Source organism: Salinicoccus cyprini (assembly GCF_007713705.1).
In the GTDB taxonomy this organism is placed as follows: domain Bacteria; phylum Bacillota; class Bacilli; order Staphylococcales; family Salinicoccaceae; genus Salinicoccus; species Salinicoccus cyprini.
Genome location: NZ_VMSJ01000005.1, coordinates 131,647 through 152,548 on the forward strand (window position 1 = coordinate 131,647; position 20,902 = coordinate 152,548).

A 20,902-nucleotide genomic window follows, 5' to 3' on the forward strand; every position below is an offset into this window, starting at 1 on the left:
TGGCGGGGGTTTTACATATTACGATAGAAAACAACTGAGGAAGTGACGGATATGAATAATAAACTGGCAGTTTTTGTACTCTCACTCCTGTTCATACTGGCGGGATGCAATTCGGTCGAGGAAGGTGTTGAAGATACACCGCTTGAAAACCAGCGCATCGTCTCGCTGATTCCGAGCAATACCGAAATCGTTGTGGAAATGGGACTTGAACACAGATTGGTCGCTGTAAGTACAGAGGATGACTATCCGGAATCGATTGTCGATAATACCGATCTGATGAAACTGAACGCATTCGAGCTCGATGAAGAGGCGCTCATCAGTCTTGAACCGACGCACATTCTGGCACATGAATCTGCCGAATCCGTCTATGGAGACATACTGGACCGTGTGGCAGAGGCGACTGAGGCTGAAGTGCTGGTGGTCGACGATGCCGAGTCCATCGAAGATATCTATACATCGATTACCAATATCGGCGAGTTTCTGAATGAAAAAACGGCTGCCGAGCGGCTGAACGAAAGTATTGAACGGGACATCAACATACAGAGCAGCATCTTTGAAGACCGTGCCGAATCCATTGACGCCTTCGTTCATATTTCGCCTCAGCCGGAACTCTACACTGCAGGGGGCAACACGTTCATTTCAGATGCACTGTCCGAAATATACATCGACAATGCATTTGAGGACCTGGAAGGATATCCGGCCGTCAGTGCGGAGGATGTCGCTGAACGCAATCCCGACACGCTGATATCCATCGTGGGCATGGAAGACGCGGCACTTGCGGAATCCATTGAAAATACACCCGGATTCTCGGAGCTTGCCATCAGTGAAGCGGAAAACCAATGCAATATTTCGCCCGATCTGCTGTCGCGTCCGGGTCCAAGAATCGCCGAAGGACTGAAGGCGGTCGGCCGCTGCGTCTATGAATAGGCATGCAGCAGTACTTTTCCTGGTCATCCTGATGACTGCGGCTTTGAGCCTTCTCATTGGTTCGGCCGACCTTTTCGAACTGACACGCACCCAATGGCAGAACATCATCTTCAACATCCGGCTGCCCCGCGTGCTGTCTGCAGCAGTGCTCGGGGCGACACTTGCAATGAGTGGTGTCGTTTTTCAGGTCGTCCTTCGGAATCCGATGGCGGACAGTTTTACGCTTGGCATGGCCAACGCAGCGGTTCTTGGCAGTGCCGCTGCCGTCACGACCACACTGCCGCTCTTCGCCCGGCCGCTCTTCAGCATTATTGCCGGGCTACTGGCACTTTTTATCGTACTGGCGGCTGCAAGGCGTCTTGATACAGCCTACCGTCCGGAAACACTGATCATCATCGGCGTCCTGCTCGGTGCCATGATGAGCGGTGTGCTATATATCATCGTCCTGATTGCCCCCGCCCAGACGGAGTCGATTGCCCGCTACATGTTCGGTTCCCTTTCGGGTTCCAGCTATGAAGTACTGCTGCTGACAGCAGCACTGGCTTTACTATCCGGCATCATACTCCATCGCAGCGGCCGTGCACTCGACCTGCTCAACCTTGGAGATGCGAGAGCGTACAGTCTCGGGGTGGACGTGAAAAAAGTCCGCCCGCTGCTGCTCATCACCGCCTCCATCCCACCGCTTGTCGCCATCAGCTTTACCGGCATGGTGGCGCTTGTCGGCATCATCGTGCCCCAGATGATCCTGTACTTCAGACCACTCATGTTCCGCCCGCTGCTCATACTTTCTGCGCTTTACGGTGCGCTCTACATCATTATTGTGGATACCGTCGGCCGTACCATCATCGCACCCATCCAGATTCCGACCGGTGTCATGGTGATGATTTCCGCAGTACCGCTCTTTATTTTCCTCATGTATAAAAGGGTGCTTGTCTCCCGCCGGTAGTCCGGAGGAGTAGGCAATTGCCCGGCCTCATGATAAAATAGTGAAAAGGCTGTAAATTCAGTTTTTTCATAATCGAGGGGGAATCATAGTGGCACAAAAAGTAGACATAAGTGATATTTTCAAAATCAGATCGGTATCTTCGCCTAAAGTGAGTGCAGGGCAGCAGGTCACGACACTGGTGACGCATCTCGACGAAGAGAAGAATGACTATATTACCAATCTGTACCGGATTCAGGATGAATCCCTGCAGCAGCTTACATATCAGGAGGAGCGGCTATCGAATGTCAGGCATTCGGAAGATGGACAGTGGACGCTGTTCATTGCGAAGGTGGAGGACAAGCCGCAAGTCTTTCTGCTCCGCACAACCGGTGGGGAACGGATGCAGCTGACTAAAGAAAAATCAGGCGTCAGCAGTGCTGAATTTTCAAAGGATGGCACAAAAGTGTACTATCACGTATCGGTTGAAAAGGACGCGGAAGAAAAAGATGAGTCGAAAGACGATAAGAATAAGAAGCCGGAGCCGGTCATCATCGACCGCATGAAGTACAAGGCGGACAGCGTGGGACTGCTCAAGGAGAAGTACCAGCAGGTGAAAGTCATCGATGTGGATACGAAATCGGTAGAGACACTGCTTGAAGGGGAGGAGAACTTCACACTCCATGAAACCATCGGCAGTAATACGCTGATCTATTCGACCGATAGAAGTGATGATCCGGACTTCAACTTCAATCAGACACTGTATATCAGGCAGGGTGACGGTGAACCGAAGGAGATCCCTTCCGAAGAAGGCGGCATCATGAAAGTGGCTGTTTCACCGGACGAAAAGTCTCTGCTGATTGTCGAGATGAGCCGGGAGTATGAAAATGCGACACATGGCGCACTCCATCTCTATAATATCGATTCAGGAGAGAAGACGCATATTACCGAAGGGCTTGATAAGCCGGTCGGCGACTCTCTTGCGGCGGATACACAGCAGTCGGTCGAAGGCAACCCGGCGCAGTGGGTATCGAATGACCGTTTTGTCTTCCTTGTTTCCGATGATGGCAGTGTCAACCTGTACGAAGGCACTACGAATGGGACAATCAAGCCGCTGCTTGAAGGACGTCACCATATATTCGGCATGGATGCGACAGAAGAGTATGCAGTGCTCGCAATTTCGGAACATACTTCTCCAAGTGAACTCTATAAGTATGACTTTGATGGCGGATCGCTTGAACAGCTCACGCATGTGAATCAGGCATATGTGGATGAGACGGAACTTGTGGATCCGGAAGATATCACTTTCAACAGCGAAGACGGTACAGAAGTGCATGGCTGGTTCATGAAACCGGCAGGATACACTGAAGGCAACAAGTATCCGATGATTACCAATATCCATGGCGGACCACACGCATTCTACGGCAATTCCTTCTTCCATGAGATGCAGGTGCTTGCTGCAAAAGGCTATGCCGTACTGTTCGTAAACCCAAGAGGTTCCCACAGCTATTCCCAGGCATTTGTGGATGCCGTCAGGGGCGACTATGGCGGGGGCGACTACAAGGACATCATGGCCGGTGTCGACTATGTTACAGCGCAGTACGACTGGATCGACCAGGATAACCTCGGTGTGACCGGCGGATCCTATGGCGGCTTCATGACCAACTGGATCGTCGGCCATACGGACCGCTTCAAGGCAGCCGTGACACAGCGCAGCATCTGCAACTGGGTCAGCTTCCGCGGTGTGTCGGATATCGGCTATTACTTTACGGACTGGCAGATCCAGGCGGAGTTCAGTGATATCGACAAGATGTGGCATCACTCGCCGATCAAGTACGTCGATAAAATCAACACACCCCTGCTCATCCTGCACAGCGAGCGCGATTTCAGATGCCCGATTGAACAGGCGGAACAGCTGTACATCGCACTCAAGTACCAGAAGAAGGAGACGCAATTTGTCAGATTCCCTGAAGCGGACCACAACCTATCCCGTACAGGAAAGCCGAATTTGAGAATCGAGCGCCTGACGCATCTCGTCGACTGGTTCGAAAAATACCTCGACTGATTTTGATAACGCAGTATAGGGGGCAAAATAGTGATTACATTAGTGAAGGGCGCATATGTTTATGCGCCTGAACCTTTGGGAGTAAAGGACATTGTCATCTTCAATGACCGCATTGAAAAAATTTCCCGGGAAATCAATGTGGAGGACTATGAAAGGCTGGGTCTCGACATATCAATCATTGACGGCAGCGGAAAGATTGCTGCACCCGGCCTGATCGACCCGCATGTCCATCTGATCGGTGGTGGTGGCGAAGGCGGCTATCATACGCGGACACCGGAAACGAATATCAAGGACTTCATTGCAGCGGGTATTACAACGGCAGTCGGGCTGATCGGCACCGACAAGACGAGCCGTCATCTGGAATCTCTCTATGCAAAAGCTAAAGCACTGGATACGGAGGGCATGACGGCGTATATGTATACCGGCAACTATCATGTGCCGGTACCGACTGTGACCGGAGATATCCAGAAGGACATCTATCTGCTCGACAAGGTGATCGGTACAGCCGAAGTGGCCATTGCAGACCATCGTTCCGGCCAGCCGAGTGTGCACGAACTGGCAAAGGTGGCTGCCGACACGAGAATCGGCGGACTTACTTCCGGCAAGGCCGGTGTGACCCATTTTCATGTTGGACCTGGCGAGGGGAAGCTCAGTCTGCTGCATGCACTGCTCGACGATTACGATATTCCTGCTGACAAGATCTATCCGACCCACATCAACCGCACAAAGGCACTGATTGAAGATGCCGCTCATCTATCCAGAAAAGGTGCCTATGTCGATATGACTGCAGATGACGACATTGTTTCGCATCTTCTTATGTTCCAGCAGGCTGAAGGTGATATGGAAAGACTGACACTCTCTTCCGACGGCAATGGCAGTCTGCCGGTCTTCAATGCAGCAGGCCGCCTCACTCATATGGCTGTGGCCCGTCCGAAAGCACTGCTTGAAAACATCCAGATGCTTTTGAAATCTGAACAGTTCAGTCCTGAAGAGATATTCAGTCTGGTGACAAAACATCCATCAGATGTGCTTAAACTCGATAAAAAAGGGAATCTGAAGGCAGGGTATGATGCTGACCTGCTGCTATTTGATGATGAATACCAGCTTGATCGGGTCATTGCAAAAGGAAAGGTACTGCTTGAGAACGGCAGCGTAACCGTAAGATCAACTTTTGATGAATGAGGTGAGCAGAATGACTGAAAAGGAAAAGATGCTCAAAGGTGAATACTATAATCCGCAAGATCCGACACTTGTACACTTGAGGGATAATGCAGATAACCTGATGAATCAGTACAACCACCCAGGCGGCGGGGATAAAGGACAGCTGCTTGATATGCTGTTCGGCTATCATGTCGAGGGGCTCAGTATCCGGGCGCCATTCTTCTGCGACTATGGCATCAACATCAGAGTCGGCCGCAATTTCTATGCCAATCATAATTGCGTCTTTCTCGATGTTGCCAAAATAACGATTGGTGACGATGTACTGCTGGGACCGAATGTTTCCCTCATCACTGTCAATCACCCGATTGATCCGGAGAAGAGAAGACAGAAACTCGAGTATGGCAAGCCCATTACCATTGGCGATAACGTATGGATCGGAGCGGATGTTACCGTCAATCCAGGGGTCACCATCGGTGAGAATTCAGTCATCGGCTCAGGGTCGGTTGTGGTGAAGGATGTGCCGGCAAATACAGTGGCTGCAGGCAATCCCTGCAAGGTGATCCGGGCCATTGAAGCGGAATGATAAAAAAACTGATTTCCCAATAGGCGGAGATCAGTTTTTTCATATGATAAAATTAAAATTCCATAGAATGAGGATGTCGACAGCATTCCAAAATCTGAGCAGTGTATACGTAATGAGATGTATGCCGATGACATAGAGGATCAGCGGCCAGAATGTATCGATCGGCCGGTGCCGGATGGCCAGGTAGAACAGATAGCCCGGATACAGATTGAGCAGTGTAAAGATGATGACGAGCGAGATGCCGAAAAGGATGAGCAGCGGCGCTTCATCTATATAAAAGAAGTGGTGGATTGCGGTCACAAGCAGAAACAGGCAGTTGGACAGGATGAACACGACTGTTATAAATACTGTATAGTAGGAGAGCAGTGACAATATACCGATCGGTTTCTTTCTGAACCATCGAATCATGAAGTATAGAAAAAGCAGGTTGGATGCGACATATATGGTGAGGATGCCGATCCGCAGCAGCAGTGTGCTGATGAAAGGGACATTTGAAATGGCGTTTCCGGTAAACAGCTCACCACCAAGCAGATGACCGAAGCTGCCGGTAATCAGTGTATATATCAGTAGAAGCGGAATGGTGATATAGGGTGAAATAAGGAAAGTAGGGTATAGTTTCCTATGGATCTTCAGTAGAAAAGATGGTGACATTTTATGCCTCCCTTTAAAGGTTCCTATAATATTAGCACAAGTGTCACCCAATTAGTATTTACTTGAACTATGTTATATTGGCAATGACGGATCAAAGAGAAAGGATGGTTGAAATGACAGAGAAATTCAAGAACAGGGTGGAGAAACTCACGTCCATGCTCGATGTGGATGCAGTAATCATTACAGACCCGACAAATGTATTTTACTTTACAGGGTGCTTCATCGAACCACACGAGCGGATGCTCGCCCTTCTGATTGATGTAAAATCGAACGATACGGCACTGATGTTCCCGGAACTCGACCAGGAAGTGGTCAACGATGAGGCGACGGTGGACAATCATCTGCCATACAGCGATGGAGAAGATCCTTTCAGACAGATATTCGAACATCTGATGGACGCAGATACCATTGGGATCGAAGGCGGGCATGTGACTTACAATCGCTATCAGAAGTTCCTTGAAAACTATACGGCGGACCAGATCACATCCGTAGAAGCGGAGATCAATCAGCTCCGTGGCAAAAAGGACGACGATGATAAGGAGAAGCTTCAGGAAGCTGTCGATATTACGGAAAAAGCATTGGCCGATCTTGTGAACGAACCGGTTTCTGGAAAAACAGAGAAGGAAATTGCCGAATTTCTGCTTAATAAAGTGAAGGAATACGGCGCAGTCGATGTCTCATTCGGACCTCTTGTGCTGACCGGTGAAAACTCCGCACTACCGCACGGTACATCAGGAGATACGACTGTCGAACCAGGCCACTTCCTGCTTATCGACTTTGGTGTCGTGACGAAGGACCGCTACGTATCCGACATGACACGCACCTTCATCATCGGTGATCCGACCGAAGAGCAGGAAGCCATCTATAATGCTGTATTGAGAGCCAATGAAGCGGGCATCAAGAAGGCACAGGCCGGCACGCAGATGAATGCTTTGGATGAAGCCGCCCGCCATGAGATCATGGAAGACGGTTACGGGGAGTACTTCACCCACCGTATCGGACACGGTCTTGGCCTCGGGCTGCATGAAGCACCATCCCTTGACGCACAGAATACAGACAAGCTCGAGAATGGGCACGTCATCACGATCGAGCCCGGTGTCTACAAGGCCGGCTTCGGCGGCGTACGCATCGAAGATATGCTCTACATTGATGATACGACACATGTCTTTACGAAATTCCCTAAGGATATCGACAGCATCACGATTGAAGGATAGAAGAATATAGACTTAAAGAAGGTACAGCTCAGTGAGCTGTACCTTCTTTGGATTCAGATCTATTTCCGTCTCTTCAAGAGCACCATGAACAACGCGATGAGTAGCAGTGCAATGGCAATCATCCAGGAAGAGCCGGTTACCACTTTTACATCATCCAACCAATGTTTATCCTGTTCGATTGTAGGCGCAGCAATCCCGCTTGTCACAGGCTTCCGTACTTCTTCCGGTGCCGGCGGTGAGGTACGTTCTGCGTAAACGAGTACCCTGTCCTCCCCGGAAACAGTGCATGTGAGCAGCGTGATCATGTCTTCGCCTTCACGTATCGCAAGCTTGTCCACTTCGTGAGGTGTGATGATTTCTCGTGCGACAACTTCATAGTAGAGGGTCTCCTTGAAGTTGTTGATGATGACAATCGCCCCATCTTCCAGTTTGTCGATGTGGGTGAACCATTCATGGTCAGGCGAATACGAGTGGGCTGCCAGTACACTGTTGGAAGATAATCCTCCAACCGGATAGCTGGTACCGTCCACACGCGAAACGCCAAGGTCCAGATTCTCCGGCGTTGCCTTGTCATATACCGGATAATGAATGTCGAGTGCAGGAATGTCGACAGTGGCGATGACACCTTCCTTGTTCTCAGATGTGCGACCTGCCTGCTGCTTCCTCACTTCTACAGGAGGTGTGGATATCGCCTCCGTCCTCGATAGAGTAGCATTATAGTGCGCAAAATTATTGTAGGCTGCTCTTTGATCCTCCGAATCCACTTGAAACTGTTCTGTCATGGCTTCCGATTCACGGGACATGGTGTAGTTGTGGTAGAACTTCATGACGGTCGGATATAGGAATATGGATAGTCCAATCAGGAATAATGCAATCACAACCAGTTTCCTAATCATTATTCTCATCCTTATCTTTATCCTTTTTCCGCTTCCATACACGCCACAGGATGAATAGGAACAGTGCGATACCTAAGCCGATCATGTAGTTTCTATAGACATCGAAGAATTTCATCCACCACGCCGTCTTTGCAGCTTCATGATACTCCTCGACTTCAGGGGTGTAATCGATCTGATGGCCGCGGACGATGAGCCTATGAGAATTGACCATATACGGTGTACATGTAAGCAATGTCACATGATCTCCACCTTCTTCAATCCTAAGCTTTTCAAAATCAGTCGGTTCAATGACTTCAATCTGATCCACTTCATATGCCAGCGTCTCGTTGATATTGTGGACAAAGAACACGTCACCGATTTCCATATCATCAAGATCCGTAAACAGCTTTTTATCCGGCAACCCCCTATGTGCAGTAAGGACGCTGTGGGTATTCTCCCCGCCGACGGGGAGGGAAGTATCGTTCAGATGTCCCACACCCTTCTGCAGCACATTTTCCCCTGTCCCTGCATAGATGGGCAATTCCTGATGGATTCTCGGGATCTCCACAGTGCCGATCTTTTCATTCACCTCGAGCATCTCAGCGTACATCGCCCGTCCTTCTTCCTCTTCCGCTTCCGTGTAGAAGTCGCTCAAAGCCTCGTTGCCCGTCAAAGACTGGTTGTATGCGTGCGCCTTTTCCATACGCGCGTCAATATCATCCTCATTCAGACGTTCCACTTCCTGATTGAAATCATCCACCTCATCACTCGCCCGATAGTCATAGTAGACCGCACTGATCATGGGATAGATCAATATCCCGAGACCAATCAAGAAAATAAGTACAATGATGAATTTGAAAATAAAGTTCTTTCTTCTGTTGTTCTGCTTTTTTTCCTGAGCCATACTATGCCTCCCGTTTCATTTTAAAAAGAAACAAGGCAGACAATGCTGTCCACCTTGGCTTGCTTGAAGTATCCTACTCCGCCTGCTTCCTTCTTCTTCCGATCAATACAAGTGCAAATACCATCAATGCCAGACCAACAACTGTAAAGAGGATGGTACCCGTGCCGCCAGTCATAGGCATTGTAATTTCTCTGTTAATGATTGGTTGCTCACCAGAGTGAGAGCCTTTTTCTATAGTGAAAGTAACATCCTCAGCAGGTAGTACATGTCCACTTTTTGTTTTAATCTGTCGTAGTTTATAAGGTGCATCTGCTAAACCTGTAACTTCAAATTTACCATATTGATCAGAAGTAAAAATTCTAGCTTCATCCTCGTTTGCAACCCATTTATAATCATCATTTAAAAAATCACCGGAACCATTTAGAATTTTAAATTCAGCATCCTTAATTCCGTTTTCCTGTCCATCTTGAACAACGAATTTCCTTCCTCCCGTGTATACGTCAGGTGGTTGTTCGACGTCTACTGAATCCTTTGTTCCATGTCCGTTATTAAATTCGAGGGTTGTAGTGTTTTTGAAGGACTCATCCATCGGTGCATTCTCATTTATTTTAGATTTCATTGTAATCTTGAGTTTCGGGTCTGTACTTAAACTATTTCGTATGCGTCCCAACTTTTTACGACCCTCTTCTGTAAATGTTACTGCAAAACTTTCAATCTTACCTTCCGCATTTTTTACTCTACTCAATTCATAATCAGTATCCATAACCAGTTCTGTACCATTATATGAATTAACAATTACGTTTTCATCCAATGTCATTTTAGAATCAATTTTGTTGGTTATGATGTAATCTGAGTAATTTTCTATACCTTTTGGCACATCAGATAGAATATTCCACTCTATATCTTCGCCGATATCGACAGATTGCGATTTAGTATTTGATCCTCCCACGTTCATATCTATAGTTGGTGTAGCTGCCAATTCATTTTTCGGATATACATGAAGATCAGTAATATACCCACTTCCATCTTCTTTGGTAAACGGTAGTGCAAGTCCGAAAGGAACAGCGTGTGAGTCTTCTATAATTGTTGATTCTTCTTCTACAAACCAGTAGAAGCCTTTTTTCATACCAGGGATTTTTACTTCACCGCCCACAGTAGTCACTTTGTTTATATATCTTGCATTAGGCAATGTACTAACATCTTCATGAGTACCTTCTATCAAATTTTTATAATCAGACGCGTCAACTTCCCAATAACTAAAAGTAATGTTTGAGATTGGAGTGGAATCAGATGGAACTTCTCCATTTAGTTCTTCATATGATGATTTCTCTTCAACATCACCCGTTATTGTACGAATGACTAAATTTGTAAGGTGACTTGTTTCGTTTGTTGTAGCATGAGTAGTTCCTTGAGGAATTATCAAGGTGATTAATAGTGAGAGTGCGAGAATCATTGAAATACGGCTGATTAGTTTTGACATATTAGTAATGCCTCCTGTAATTTTATGATGCGTTAGCATCTATTTGATATTTAATCTATATTTAGAAATTAATGACAATAAAATCAGTAAGAGTCCGATGATGAAGAATGGAACGGTGCCAATGCCCCCGGTTTGTGGCAGGACTTGCTGATCATTTGAAACTTTGACTACTTCATCTGTTTCCTCATCACCCAGAGTAACTTTGGTAGGTTGAGCATCGAGTTTATGACCTTCTGGCGCTTTAGTCATTACAAGCAGGTAGTCGCCATATCTCAAATCACTGAATGTCAGTTCTCCATTCTCATCTGTAGTAGCAGTGCCGATGGTATTTCCCTCAAGATCTCTCAGTTCAAATGTGGCGCCAGGTAAGACATCCGAATCATTGCCTGATACATAATTGATCACTTTCAATTTACTCAGTTTCGGCATGTTTTTTATATGGAATGAACCAGCTGTGTATGTTTGTCCGTTGATCGTATAAGTCCCATCCTTTTCAATGGTGACACTATATTTAATGCCATCTGGCTGATAACCGTGCGGTGCTGAAGTTTCTGTCAGTATATATTTGCCGACAGTTACTTCTTTGAAGTCGACTTTACCGTCACTGGCGGAAGTGGCAGTAGCACTAACGCTGCCATCATTACTTTTAAGTTGAAATTTCGCATTTGCCAGAGGTTCATCATTCTCATCTGTTTTTGTAAATATAAAGTCGTACTTTTTAGGAAGGGCTTTTGCTTCAGGAATCGGGTAGTCGAGTACTCTGTTACTTGATCGATTTGGGATGACGGTTGTACGTTTATTCATCGCATACCAGGTGTCGGTCTTGAAGTTTGGGTCATCCGTTCGTAATTTGACGTTATAGTTCAAGTTCAGCCAATCACCTTCACCTAAATTTACTCCCGTGACAGTGAAAGTGCGTGATTTTGAATTATAATTTATCTGGGCTGAACTTTTTATTTCAGGTGATGAAGCAGTTAATGTATAGTCAGTTGAGGTCAATTTATTATCCGAACCAAAATCCAGGTCATACATATCTCCTATGGAATCAGTAATTTCACTCTTAATAAATGAATCGAAAGACATTTTCTCCTGTATATCATTCAAAGCACCAGGCAGTCCGTTGATCGGATTGGCTGAACTGAATGCATATGCAGGGTCACTGGCAATAGATTCAAGCATGTCTCCTAGTTCTTTTGTTGAAGCACCATCATTACGAGACCCGTCTTCTAGGTCAATTCCAACAGTGTATATTTGCCAATCGGGTTTTTCATTTTGTATTTTTATTGCTTCCGATATTGTTGGCTGTCCGTGGTTTGTTATATATTTATCAAAAATACGATATATTTTTTCACGCCAATCTAAATTCAACCAATCACGCCAATCTAACCATGATTCTCTCTCAAGTTCATAGTCACTTCCATTTCCCATTATATAACGCTCATCAAACTCATTTATGATTTGGACTCCACTTATAACACCAACACTTTCACCTCTGTAACTATACGTCGGAGCGCCAGCGGTCAAAAGGATCATGGCTTGCTTATTTTCATCTGGTGAACCTTCCAGTATTTTTTTCCCTTCCCGCAGCCCTTTTTGAGTAAAAGTGCCTTCATTCTGGTAGTTACGCGGAATAGTAGAAATGATACTAGCAGTATCGTTGGACAAGTTGCTCGAACTGATTATGTCTTCGGCATAGTTGACGATAGATATGCGTACGTTATCATTACCTTCAGTCATCTTTGTAACAAAATCCACAACACCTGCACGTGTTCTTTGCCATCTTGTCGTGCCGTCAGCATATTGCTTGCGCATACTGCCCGAGTTATCCAAAACCAGCACGACATCGAGCGGCTTTGAAGTAGTGGTTGTAGTTCCTTGCGTAGTAACATCAATGCTATAGGAATGTTTAGTGCCGTTTGGTTGGGCACACTTCTGAAGATATCCTTCATCGTATTTGATCGGCTGTGGTGTACGGTTCCTGTACAGCTCGTGTTCCTGCCATGTCATATTTCCGATGTTTGCCTGATTATTTGCGATTCCTTGGAAAGGTGCTGCCTGGCTGTTTTCACACCTTGGGAAGAGTGGTTTTTCCACTTCTGTGGACATGATCCCGGATGCTGTGAACATGCGCGGCATGAATTGAGGATCCTGATTCAGTTCGCTAAGTGCTTCTTCTTTAGGTGCTTCTTCCGAGATAGGTTCCTCACTCTTTGTTTCTTCAGTACTTTCCTCTGTTGGCTCTTCTTTTGATACTTCTATATCTGTTTTTTCATCAGATTGACTGGATTCACTTTCTGATAGTTTTGCTTCTTCTGTAACGACTTCAGGTTCTTCCGATTTTTCTTCAGTCTCTTCTTCTGTTGTTTTTTCTATTTCCTCTGATACTTCCGTTGTTTCTTCTTCGGGTTGAACAGGTACTGTGACAGGTGTTTTTATTTCTTCTTTTTCTATGGGAGCCTCTTCTGGGGATTCCTCGGATGATTCTACGGTAGTTTCTTCAGATGATGTTTCTTCCGAGGATTTTTCAGGCTGTTCCACGGAGGTCTCTTCGGAGGCCACTTCTTCTGTACTTTCTTCAATTTTGATATCATTTACTTCTATATTATTATCTTTGACTGTTATTTCTGCTCCTTCTTGAGCAATCGGGTGGATACTGTAGGGAATCGTGTTCCCGTCTGCGTCATTCAGTGGCAGGTCTTCAACTGCGTAGCTTTTGGCAGCTGGCTCCAAGGCAATGGTTCTGACGACTGCACCGGTCTTGTCGTTTACAACTTCGATGCTGAATGCAGTGCCTGAGGTGTTACTGACTGTACCTTCAACTGCCGCCTCCAGATACTCATGTACAACCGTTGTACCTTCCAAGGTCGTGCTATAGTTGCCTAGAGGTTCTGTCTTCATCTCATAAATGATTTCAGAGTTATCGTCGTTATATTTCCGGATGTCTTCAAAGGTGAATGATGATTCACCTGGCGGAAGTTCCATGGTTCCAACTGTTTCTGATGTGGCTGTATCGATGAGATGAATGATAGTCGCCGGAGGGTTTTCGTCTTCTGGCAGATTATCATAGGTGACAGTGCCTTCAATATTCTGTCTGGTATGGTGCACATCGGTTGCTTTGGCGTTATCCTTGTCCAGTGCTGCCTCGACTGTCAATGTATAGTTCGAAGCATGCTGGTCTGTGATTTTCGTGGTAAGCGTGAAGTCTGTAACTGTCGAAGGAGAGTCAAGCTGAATACTATATGTACCATCGTTCTTTTCTTTCAGCTTACCGACTGTCTCATTCACTCCGCTGATGCTCTCTCGATCCAGTATGTGCCCGCCTTCCAGATGAAGGGCGAGTGTGCCTTTTTTATAAGGCAAAGCTTTTGCATTTACTTGTACATGCCATGTTAAAATGTCATTCTCTTCATATCCTTCGACTACAACCAGTCCATTGTCGTCCGTTTCTGCAGTGTATTCATTCGCGAAAATCAGGGTGTTGCAAAGAGTTGAATGAAGCAGAACTAAAAGGAGAAGAGTAACGCCGATTTTCCTGATTTCCGACCCCTCCCTTACTTGTGCTTAGGTGATAAGTAACTTTTTGTATACTAGAATCATTCTATAAGTAAGTGATCGACTACACAAATCAACATGGCGCGTAAGTAATGCACTTTTTGATACCAAATTTTATATAAGAATAAGAAAAGTTTAGGGAGAAATGGTTAAAATATTGTGAAATAATACTTCGATTGAATAAATATTCAATAACTGCTTAAGAATAGTATTCTCTGTATAGACATTTTTGTCATTTACTGTACATTTAAAGGCAGATTATGAAAATTAATGGTAAAATAATACACGGTTATAGAAAAAAGGAGAAGGTGAGATTTTGAGAAGGGTGCTACCAACTTGGTTTGTCAGGCACAAGGACATCATCCGATATCTGGCTGCCCGGTTTAAACCTGTGCCGGTGGAAGAGCTTGCTTCAGAGGTCAATATTTCAGAACGCGTTTTGAGAGAGGACATCCATAGTATCAATCAGAGTATTGGAACAGGAATCTTCCAGATTGAGCATAAGGATAGATGTTTTGAACTGGTGTTTTTCCCGGGGATGAATCTGGATCATATTTTCAGACGCTACTTCGAGCTGTCGATGGAGCATTCCATGCTTGAACATATCTTTTTCAATGAAGGGATTTCCGTGGATGAACTGGCGGATTATTTTCATACAAGTACGTCGACTACATACCGGCGCATCCACGCCATCGACAGTATTCTCAGTCTGGACTTTGATCTGCGTTTCTCTACGAACCCTTGCTGTCTCGAAGGTGAGGAGGAGAGGATCCGGCACTTTTATGCCCAGTATATGAGTGAAAAATACAAGGGAGTCTCCTGGCCGTTCGAGGACATAGATGAAGGGACTCTAACTGAAATCGTCATCTTTGTAATGGAGACTTTCAACGAACCACTGGATTTTTCCGTGATCAGAAATATCAAGTTGCTGATGTCCGTCTCGATCATGCGGCTCAATCAGAATCATTCTGTTGCGCCTTTCGACTATGATAAGGATAAGGTTTCATACTTGCTGGGGGCACTGAAGAAGGATGGGGAGATGTATCAGAAGCTGGATGGCATACTGATACGGAGTCTGGATGAAGTGGTTCTGAGCGATATATTCTATGGTTACGCACAAAAAAACGTCCACTTCACATACAGTGGACTTCTCAGCGCATCATTCACTTCAGAAGCGGTTAACAGGTCCTATCTGAGTTTTTCGCATCTGGTGGAACAGCTGTCTCTCGAGTTCAGCATTCCTGTCCATAATCGGGAGCACATCATCATGAACCTGCATAATACGGTGCATTTCGAGAAATTCGAAATCTATGCGGAGAGTGTCTTTTTCAAAAGTGTCAATCCGATACTGGAAGTGGCGGAAGCTCATATGCCCCATTTCTACTCGGCAGCTAAAGAGGGGCTGATGCATGTTCTCAGTGAACTTTCTTACGATGTTAAGCGAGATTTCGTCAACCACCTTCTCTATACACTGATTATCCACTGGAAAGGGTTGCCGCAGTTCTATCTCAGGAAACAGGGGCAGATCAAAGCATTGCTGATCAGCAACCTTGATATCTATCATGCACGGATTTCAAAGGAACTGCTTGATATCGAGTTCGGCAGTCAGCTTGATATTGAAGTCTGTAATGGGGCCATCACAAGTTTGGACCAGCTTGGCGAATATGATGCACAGGTTGTCATTGCCAATTTTCCGATGGACCCGATTGAAAATAAAATTGTGGTCAGCATAAACACCGTACCGAATAGATATGATATCAAACAGCTGAGGGAAGCGATCAGCGCGTACTCGGTATTCTCAAGATGGAAATCCCGGGAGGAGTACCGTCTTATCGAAAAGAATTCTGTGGGCTCACAGCTTTAGATCGTCCTCTCGACTGCATCGCGAGCAGGACGAGTCCGGCGAGCAGCATGATGAGACCGGCCCATGACCATAGCGCAAGCACTTCACCGACGAATAGGACACCGAGCATGGAAGCGGTCAGCGGTTCTGCCAGCGACAGTGTGACGGCGGAAGAGGACTTTACGTGCTTCAGTCCACTGGCGAACAGGAAGTAGGCAAGTCCGGTGGCGAACAGCCCGATATATAATGAAACGGAAATTCCACCTGAAGTCATCAGCCAGGATGGATCATTCAATAGTAGGAACGGGGTCAGCAGCAGGGCGCTGATGGTGAAGACGATTGCGGTCGTTGCGATAGGTGGATGGTGTCTGACCATCCTCGAGTTCAGAATCGTATAGCTTGCGAAAGTCATCCCAGCACCAAGTCCGGAGAGGATGCCGAGCGGATCGACCGTGATGGAGCCGGTGTTGAACATCAGCAGTGCACAGCCGATGATGGCGAGTATGGTGGAGATCCACCACACACGATCGGGTTGTAATTTGAAGAACAGCCATTCGATCAGACCAGAGAACACCGGCGCACTGCCGATGGAAGCCACCGTTCCGACAGCAACACCTGTCAGGGTGACGGCATTGAAGAAGAATGGCTGGAAAAGTGCCATGGCGACACCTGCCGCAAACACCATGCGCCACGGCCAGCCTTTTATTTTGAACTGCCCCATGAGCAGGGCAATGGCGATCAGAATCAGACTGCCGACGATCAGACGCATGGCACCGATGGACAGGCTGTCGACATTTTCAGGCAGATAGGTTTTGGCGGTGCCTGCAGTGCCCCATAGAATTGCAGCAACGAGAATCATGACGGGTGCCAGACTGGATTTCATAATGCTACCTCCGTTTCAAGAGATGTTTAGGGTGGTATGGACATGGAATGAGTCGCATTATGGCTACTATACGCTAAAATGGAGTATAATTTCTACATGAATGCTGAGATATCGAGAGGTTATGAATATGATTGATACTTTTATGGGATTCGATCCATGGCTGCAGGCACTGGTAGCCACATTGTTCACATGGACCATGACGGGGCTCGGTGCGGCTGTCGTATTTCTGACGCGAGAAGTGAACGACAAGTTCCTGGACATGATGCTTGGATTTGCCGGGGGTGTCATGATTGCTGCGAGTTTCTGGTCACTTCTGGCACCGGCGATAGAGAACAGCCAGAACAACCCGATCGGGGAATGGTTCCCGGCGGCAGTCGGCTTTCTGCTTGGTGGGCTGTTCATCTATGGATTCGACAAGCTGATACCGCACGCACACAGGAATTCACCTGAGAGCCGTATGGAAGGCTGGCGCGCCGAACGGAAGCGTAGGAGTACACTGCTTGTATTTTCCCTGACGCTGCATAACATCCCGGAAGGACTGGCGATCGGCATTGCATTCGGAGCACTGGCTTCCAATGCAGATCCGGCTGCGGTGGCAGCAGGGGCAGCGACATTGGCACTCGGAATCGGCATCCAGAACATCCCGGAAGGCATGGCCGTGTCCATGCCGCTTCGAGGTGAAGGCATGTCCCGCACGAAGAGCTTCTTCTTCGGGTGGATGTCCGGCATTGTCGAGCCGATGGCCGCCGTCATCGGTATCATTGCGATATCCTTCATGAGCCCGGTACTGCCGTATGCACTCGCGCTCGCTGCTGGTGCAATGATTTTCGTCGTGGTGGAAGAGGTCATTCCGAGTACGCAGAAGAATGGCCACTCCGATATCGCAGTCATGTGCCTCATGCTCGGTTTCACACTGATGATGATCCTGGATGTGGCGCTCGGCTGATAATTTCCAACTTCATGTTTAGAACCCCCTCCCAAGTTGGGTATGGATAACAGATAACACAAGGAGGGAATTACCACATGAAAGTACTTGTAATTGGAGCCAATGGACAAGTCGGTCACCAGGTCGTGGAAAAATTAAAAGATAAAGGCCATCAGCCAGTAGCGATGGTACGTAAAGAAGAACAGCAGGGACAGTTTGAAGATAAAGGCATTGACACCGTACTCGGAGATTTGGAGAAAGATTTCTCACACGCTTTTGATGGCGTCGATTCCGTCGTATTCGCAGCCGGTTCCGGCGGCGACACTGAAACGGACATGACCCTCATCATCGACCAGGAAGGTGCCATCGAAGCTGTCGACAATGCGAAAAAAGCAGGCGTCAAGCACTTCGTCATGCTCAGTTCCATGGGAGCAGACGATCCGAAGCATGCAGATCAGATCAAGGCGTATATGTATGCCAAGCACCGCGCCGATGAATATCTGAAAGCATCCGGTCTCGACTATACCATTCTGCGTCCGGGTATGCTGACAAACGATGCAGGTACCGGCAAAGTCAAACTCTTTGAAGGCGGTACTGAAGTCGCGGAAGTTCCAAGAGAAGACGTGGCAAACGTACTGGTGCATATTGTCGAAACGGACAAAGCTGAAAATAGAACCTTCTATGTACACGAAGGCGACACGCCGGTCGAAGACACGATATAGAAAAAAGGAAACTGCAGAGCCTTATTACAGGCTCTGCAGTTTTTTTATCAGGCAGTGCACATCCGTAGAAGTTTGTATTTTAAAGACAATAAAAGTTTAAACTCAAGCGTAAAGGTGAAAATTATAGAGGTAGCCACTGTGGCACGACAAACAAGTGCACAGCAAGGGGGGAGGGGTTCTCGTGAAAACTGCAGCAGATATTATCGTCGATCTGATTGAACGCTTCGATGTGCATGATCCGGGTGCCAGAAGGGCGCACGGAAATGGCGTGAACTATGAAGCGGCTGTGGCATTGAACGATGATGGAAAAGCGATTTTTGGAGACATCCAGAAGGCAGTGATCCGTCTTTCCAATGTAGCAACTTCCCAAAAGGTGCCGGATTCTCTGATCAACGTCAAAGGCTGTTCGATACGCTTTGACCATCCGGCCCGGCCTATCGATATCATCGGTGTGACCTTTCCATATTTTCCATTTGCGACAGCGTCTGAAACGATGGACCTTTTCTATAGGATCCATTGGTTTCTGGATAATAAAAGCCCTGTCCGTTTCGTGAATATCTTCGGAGCCGGCAATTTGTACCGCCACCTTGGACGGCTCGCCCGCTGGCTGCCGAAGGATACACACATGGATCACTCATACTATTCAGCGCATAGTTATGGCACGGACAACCTGAAGTTCCGACTGGATTACGATACGGATACCGAAACGATTGAGATTTTTGCGGAGCACGATGCTTCGATCACCGATTACAGACCGGAAGATGAGGTGTATCTGGGGCAAGTATCGATCAATAAAGATGCGAAAGTGCAGGAAATCAAATTCATGGATGCGCTAAATGCACCGTTTGATCACCTCCCGAAAGGAGAAATCCCTCTCCTCAGGCACTTCGTCTATAGACGGTCTTTCCTCGGCCGTATGAGCGAAGTCGAACTCGACCCGCACAAGTATGAGATGCTTAATGAACTGTGGGAAGAGGAGAAGTATTTCGTGCTGTCGAAAGACCGCCAGCTTTATGATGAGATTAACCAGCTGTTCGTTGCAGGTACAGAAATGCCTGTTAGGACGTTCACGCAGCTGATGGATCAGGCCTATGATAAGAAATATGACGAAGAAACCGTCCGCGATTATTTCACCGAAGTCTGGACCTACTTTACAGAGACTGCGGATGCAGAGGAGTGGGTGGTCTACCAGGAACTGCTGGAAGCTGCCGATATAGACCGGATTAATATGTTCCTCGCCGATATGGCCATGAAATACGAAGTATCTGAACTGCTGAATTCGACTGTAGTGAAGGTTTTAGGAAGAGAGAAATTCATAAAGATGCAGAAAGGAAAGATATAGATGACACACAATGAGAAATTTCAGCTGAATGATGGAAGCAGCCTGCCGAAAATTGGACTCGGAACCGTCAACATCCAGGGTGCAATCGGTGTAAACAGCATGCTGACAGCTGTCGAAGAGAATGGATATCGCCTGATTGATACTTCAACAAACTATCATAATGAAGGTGCAGTCGGGGAAGTGATCCGCCGTTCCACGATTCCGAGGGAGCAGCTGATCATCAGTTCCAAACTGCCGGGTGCAGCACACGACTACAATCAGGCCATCAGCATGATCCAGGAATCCCTCTACCGCATCGGCATCGACTATTTCGACAAGTATCTGATCCACTGGCCACTGCCGATGCAGGGGAAATATGTCGAAGCATGGCGGGCACTGATTGATGCACAGAAGTTCGGTCTGATCAAGACCATCGGTGTATCGAACTTCCTGGCTGAACATCTGGAGCGTATCATTGAGGAAACGGGCGTCACACCGGCAACGAACCAGATTGAGCGCCATCCGTATTTCAACAATAAGGAACTTGTGGAAACAAATAAGAAATACGGTATTGTGACGGAAGCGTGGAGCCCATTCGGCCGTGAAATCAATGATGTCCTTGAAAATGAAACCATCAAGGAAATCGGTGAAAAATACGGCAAGTCGCCTGCACAGGTCATCATGCGCTGGAATCTCCAGAATGATGTGCTCATCATTCCGAAATCATCATCTGCAGAACGTCAGAAGGAAAACCTCGAGGTATACGACTTCGAGTTGACCGATGAGGATTTGGAAACGATCGATTCACTGGATAAGGGTGAACCGGGCAGAGTGGAAGACCAGCATCCGAATGAATATGAAGAGTATGTATAAA

General features: G+C 47.0%; 17 protein-coding genes. 11 read left to right on the forward strand and 6 right to left on the reverse strand.

The window, feature by feature from the left end; all coding sequences use genetic code 11:
* The first annotated feature begins 51 nt into the window (after positions 1-51).
* From FO441_RS11110 to FO441_RS11130, 5 genes are all read left to right on the forward strand, one after another.
* Positions 52-927: an ABC transporter substrate-binding protein gene (locus tag FO441_RS11110; RefSeq protein WP_145290073.1), complete on the forward strand. Its 876-nt coding sequence runs from the start codon at positions 52-54 to the stop codon at positions 925-927.
* On the forward strand, positions 920-1,873 hold the full coding sequence (locus FO441_RS11115) for a FecCD family ABC transporter permease (protein WP_145290076.1): 954 nt from the start codon (positions 920-922) through the stop codon (positions 1,871-1,873). The genes FO441_RS11110 and FO441_RS11115 overlap by 8 nt, the downstream gene beginning before the upstream one ends.
* Before the next feature lie 88 nt (positions 1,874-1,961).
* Entirely contained in the window at positions 1,962-3,914 is a 1,953-nt protein-coding gene (locus tag FO441_RS11120) for a S9 family peptidase (protein ID WP_145290079.1), read from the forward strand.
* A 30-nt stretch (positions 3,915-3,944) separates the two neighbouring features.
* Positions 3,945-5,096: a beta-aspartyl-peptidase gene (gene iadA, locus FO441_RS11125; RefSeq protein ID WP_145290082.1), complete on the forward strand. Its 1,152-nt coding sequence runs from the start codon at positions 3,945-3,947 to the stop codon at positions 5,094-5,096.
* 10 nt (positions 5,097-5,106) lie between these two features.
* Complete coding sequence (locus tag FO441_RS11130) at positions 5,107-5,658, forward strand: sugar O-acetyltransferase (protein WP_145290084.1); 552 nt, start codon at positions 5,107-5,109, stop codon at positions 5,656-5,658.
* 39 nt (positions 5,659-5,697) lie between these two features.
* Here the strand turns inward: FO441_RS11130 and FO441_RS11135 are convergent, their stop codons facing one another.
* Positions 5,698-6,309, reverse strand: a complete 612-nt coding sequence (locus FO441_RS11135) for a hypothetical protein (protein WP_145290087.1) — start codon at positions 6,307-6,309, stop codon at positions 5,698-5,700.
* Between the two features lie 113 nt (positions 6,310-6,422).
* Between FO441_RS11135 and FO441_RS11140 the strand changes: the two genes are divergently transcribed.
* Positions 6,423-7,523 (forward strand): M24 family metallopeptidase, encoded by a 1,101-nt coding sequence (locus FO441_RS11140; RefSeq protein WP_237605120.1) that lies wholly within the window; start codon positions 6,423-6,425, stop codon positions 7,521-7,523.
* 59 nt (positions 7,524-7,582) lie between these two features.
* On the opposite strand, the gene FO441_RS11145 is transcribed toward FO441_RS11140, so the two are convergent.
* The 4 genes from FO441_RS11145 to FO441_RS11160 form a co-directional block, all read right to left on the reverse strand.
* Complete coding sequence (locus tag FO441_RS11145) at positions 7,583-8,419, reverse strand: class C sortase (RefSeq protein ID WP_186365550.1); 837 nt, start codon at positions 8,417-8,419, stop codon at positions 7,583-7,585.
* Positions 8,412-9,302 carry a class C sortase gene (locus FO441_RS11150; protein WP_145290096.1) on the reverse strand — a complete coding sequence of 297 codons (891 nt, stop codon included), beginning with the start codon at positions 9,300-9,302 and terminating at the stop codon, positions 8,412-8,414. Before FO441_RS11150 ends, FO441_RS11145 begins: the two co-directional genes overlap by 8 nt.
* A gap of 73 nt (positions 9,303-9,375) precedes the next feature.
* Positions 9,376-10,782, reverse strand: coding sequence for a SpaH/EbpB family LPXTG-anchored major pilin (locus FO441_RS11155; protein WP_186365551.1), 1,407 nt, complete (start codon positions 10,780-10,782; stop codon positions 9,376-9,378).
* A 39-nt stretch (positions 10,783-10,821) separates the two neighbouring features.
* On the reverse strand, positions 10,822-14,067 hold the full coding sequence (locus FO441_RS11160) for a vWA domain-containing protein (protein WP_145290101.1): 3,246 nt from the start codon (positions 14,065-14,067) through the stop codon (positions 10,822-10,824).
* Positions 14,068-14,659: 592 nt separating this feature from the next.
* On the opposite strand from FO441_RS11160, the gene FO441_RS11165 reads away from it, so the two are divergent.
* Complete coding sequence (locus tag FO441_RS11165) at positions 14,660-16,198, forward strand: AcpB/EbpR/MafR family transcriptional regulator (protein ID WP_246095140.1); 1,539 nt, start codon at positions 14,660-14,662, stop codon at positions 16,196-16,198.
* Here the strand turns inward: FO441_RS11165 and FO441_RS11170 are convergent.
* Positions 16,164-17,060: an EamA family transporter gene (locus tag FO441_RS11170; protein WP_145290107.1), complete on the reverse strand. Its 897-nt coding sequence runs from the start codon at positions 17,058-17,060 to the stop codon at positions 16,164-16,166. The genes FO441_RS11165 and FO441_RS11170 overlap by 35 nt on opposite strands.
* A 127-nt stretch (positions 17,061-17,187) precedes the next feature.
* Between FO441_RS11170 and FO441_RS11175 the strand changes: the two genes are divergently transcribed.
* The 4 genes from FO441_RS11175 (at position 17,188) to FO441_RS11190 (ending at position 20,901) form a co-directional block, all read left to right on the forward strand.
* On the forward strand, positions 17,188-18,006 hold the full coding sequence (locus tag FO441_RS11175; protein WP_145290111.1) for a ZIP family metal transporter: 819 nt from the start codon (positions 17,188-17,190) through the stop codon (positions 18,004-18,006).
* Positions 18,007-18,083: 77 nt separating this feature from the next.
* Positions 18,084-18,707 (forward strand): SDR family oxidoreductase, encoded by a 624-nt coding sequence (locus FO441_RS11180; protein ID WP_145290113.1) that lies wholly within the window; start codon positions 18,084-18,086, stop codon positions 18,705-18,707.
* A gap of 181 nt (positions 18,708-18,888) precedes the next feature.
* The gene (locus FO441_RS11185; RefSeq protein ID WP_145290116.1) at positions 18,889-20,049 is read left to right on the forward strand and encodes a DUF1722 domain-containing protein; all 1,161 of its coding nucleotides are present in this window, start codon (positions 18,889-18,891) and stop codon (positions 20,047-20,049) included.
* Complete coding sequence (locus FO441_RS11190) at positions 20,050-20,901, forward strand: aldo/keto reductase (protein ID WP_145290118.1); 852 nt, start codon at positions 20,050-20,052, stop codon at positions 20,899-20,901.
* Position 20,902 lies beyond the last annotated feature (1 nt).

Excerpts from the sequence above, each read along its gene's own strand:
- FO441_RS11175 (WP_145290111.1), top strand. The coding sequence starts at position 17,188 with ATGATTGATACTTTTATGGGATTCGATCCATGGCTGCAGGCACTGGTA.
- FO441_RS11130 (WP_145290084.1), top strand. The coding sequence starts at position 5,107 with ATGACTGAAAAGGAAAAGATGCTCAAAGGTGAATACTATAATCCGCAA.
- FO441_RS11170 (WP_145290107.1), bottom strand. The coding sequence starts at position 17,060 with ATGAAATCCAGTCTGGCACCCGTCATGATTCTCGTTGCTGCAATTCTA.
- FO441_RS11145 (WP_186365550.1), bottom strand. The coding sequence starts at position 8,419 with ATGATTAGGAAACTGGTTGTGATTGCATTATTCCTGATTGGACTATCC.
- FO441_RS11190 (WP_145290118.1), top strand. The coding sequence starts at position 20,050 with ATGACACACAATGAGAAATTTCAGCTGAATGATGGAAGCAGCCTGCCG.
- FO441_RS11140 (WP_237605120.1), top strand. The coding sequence starts at position 6,423 with ATGACAGAGAAATTCAAGAACAGGGTGGAGAAACTCACGTCCATGCTC.
- FO441_RS11155 (WP_186365551.1), bottom strand. The coding sequence starts at position 10,782 with ATGTCAAAACTAATCAGCCGTATTTCAATGATTCTCGCACTCTCACTA.
- FO441_RS11180 (WP_145290113.1), top strand. The coding sequence starts at position 18,084 with ATGAAAGTACTTGTAATTGGAGCCAATGGACAAGTCGGTCACCAGGTC.
- FO441_RS11150 (WP_145290096.1), bottom strand. The coding sequence starts at position 9,302 with ATGGCTCAGGAAAAAAAGCAGAACAACAGAAGAAAGAACTTTATTTTC.
- FO441_RS11110 (WP_145290073.1), top strand. The coding sequence starts at position 52 with ATGAATAATAAACTGGCAGTTTTTGTACTCTCACTCCTGTTCATACTG.
- FO441_RS11135 (WP_145290087.1), bottom strand. The coding sequence starts at position 6,309 with ATGTCACCATCTTTTCTACTGAAGATCCATAGGAAACTATACCCTACT.
- FO441_RS11115 (WP_145290076.1), top strand. The coding sequence starts at position 920 with ATGAATAGGCATGCAGCAGTACTTTTCCTGGTCATCCTGATGACTGCG.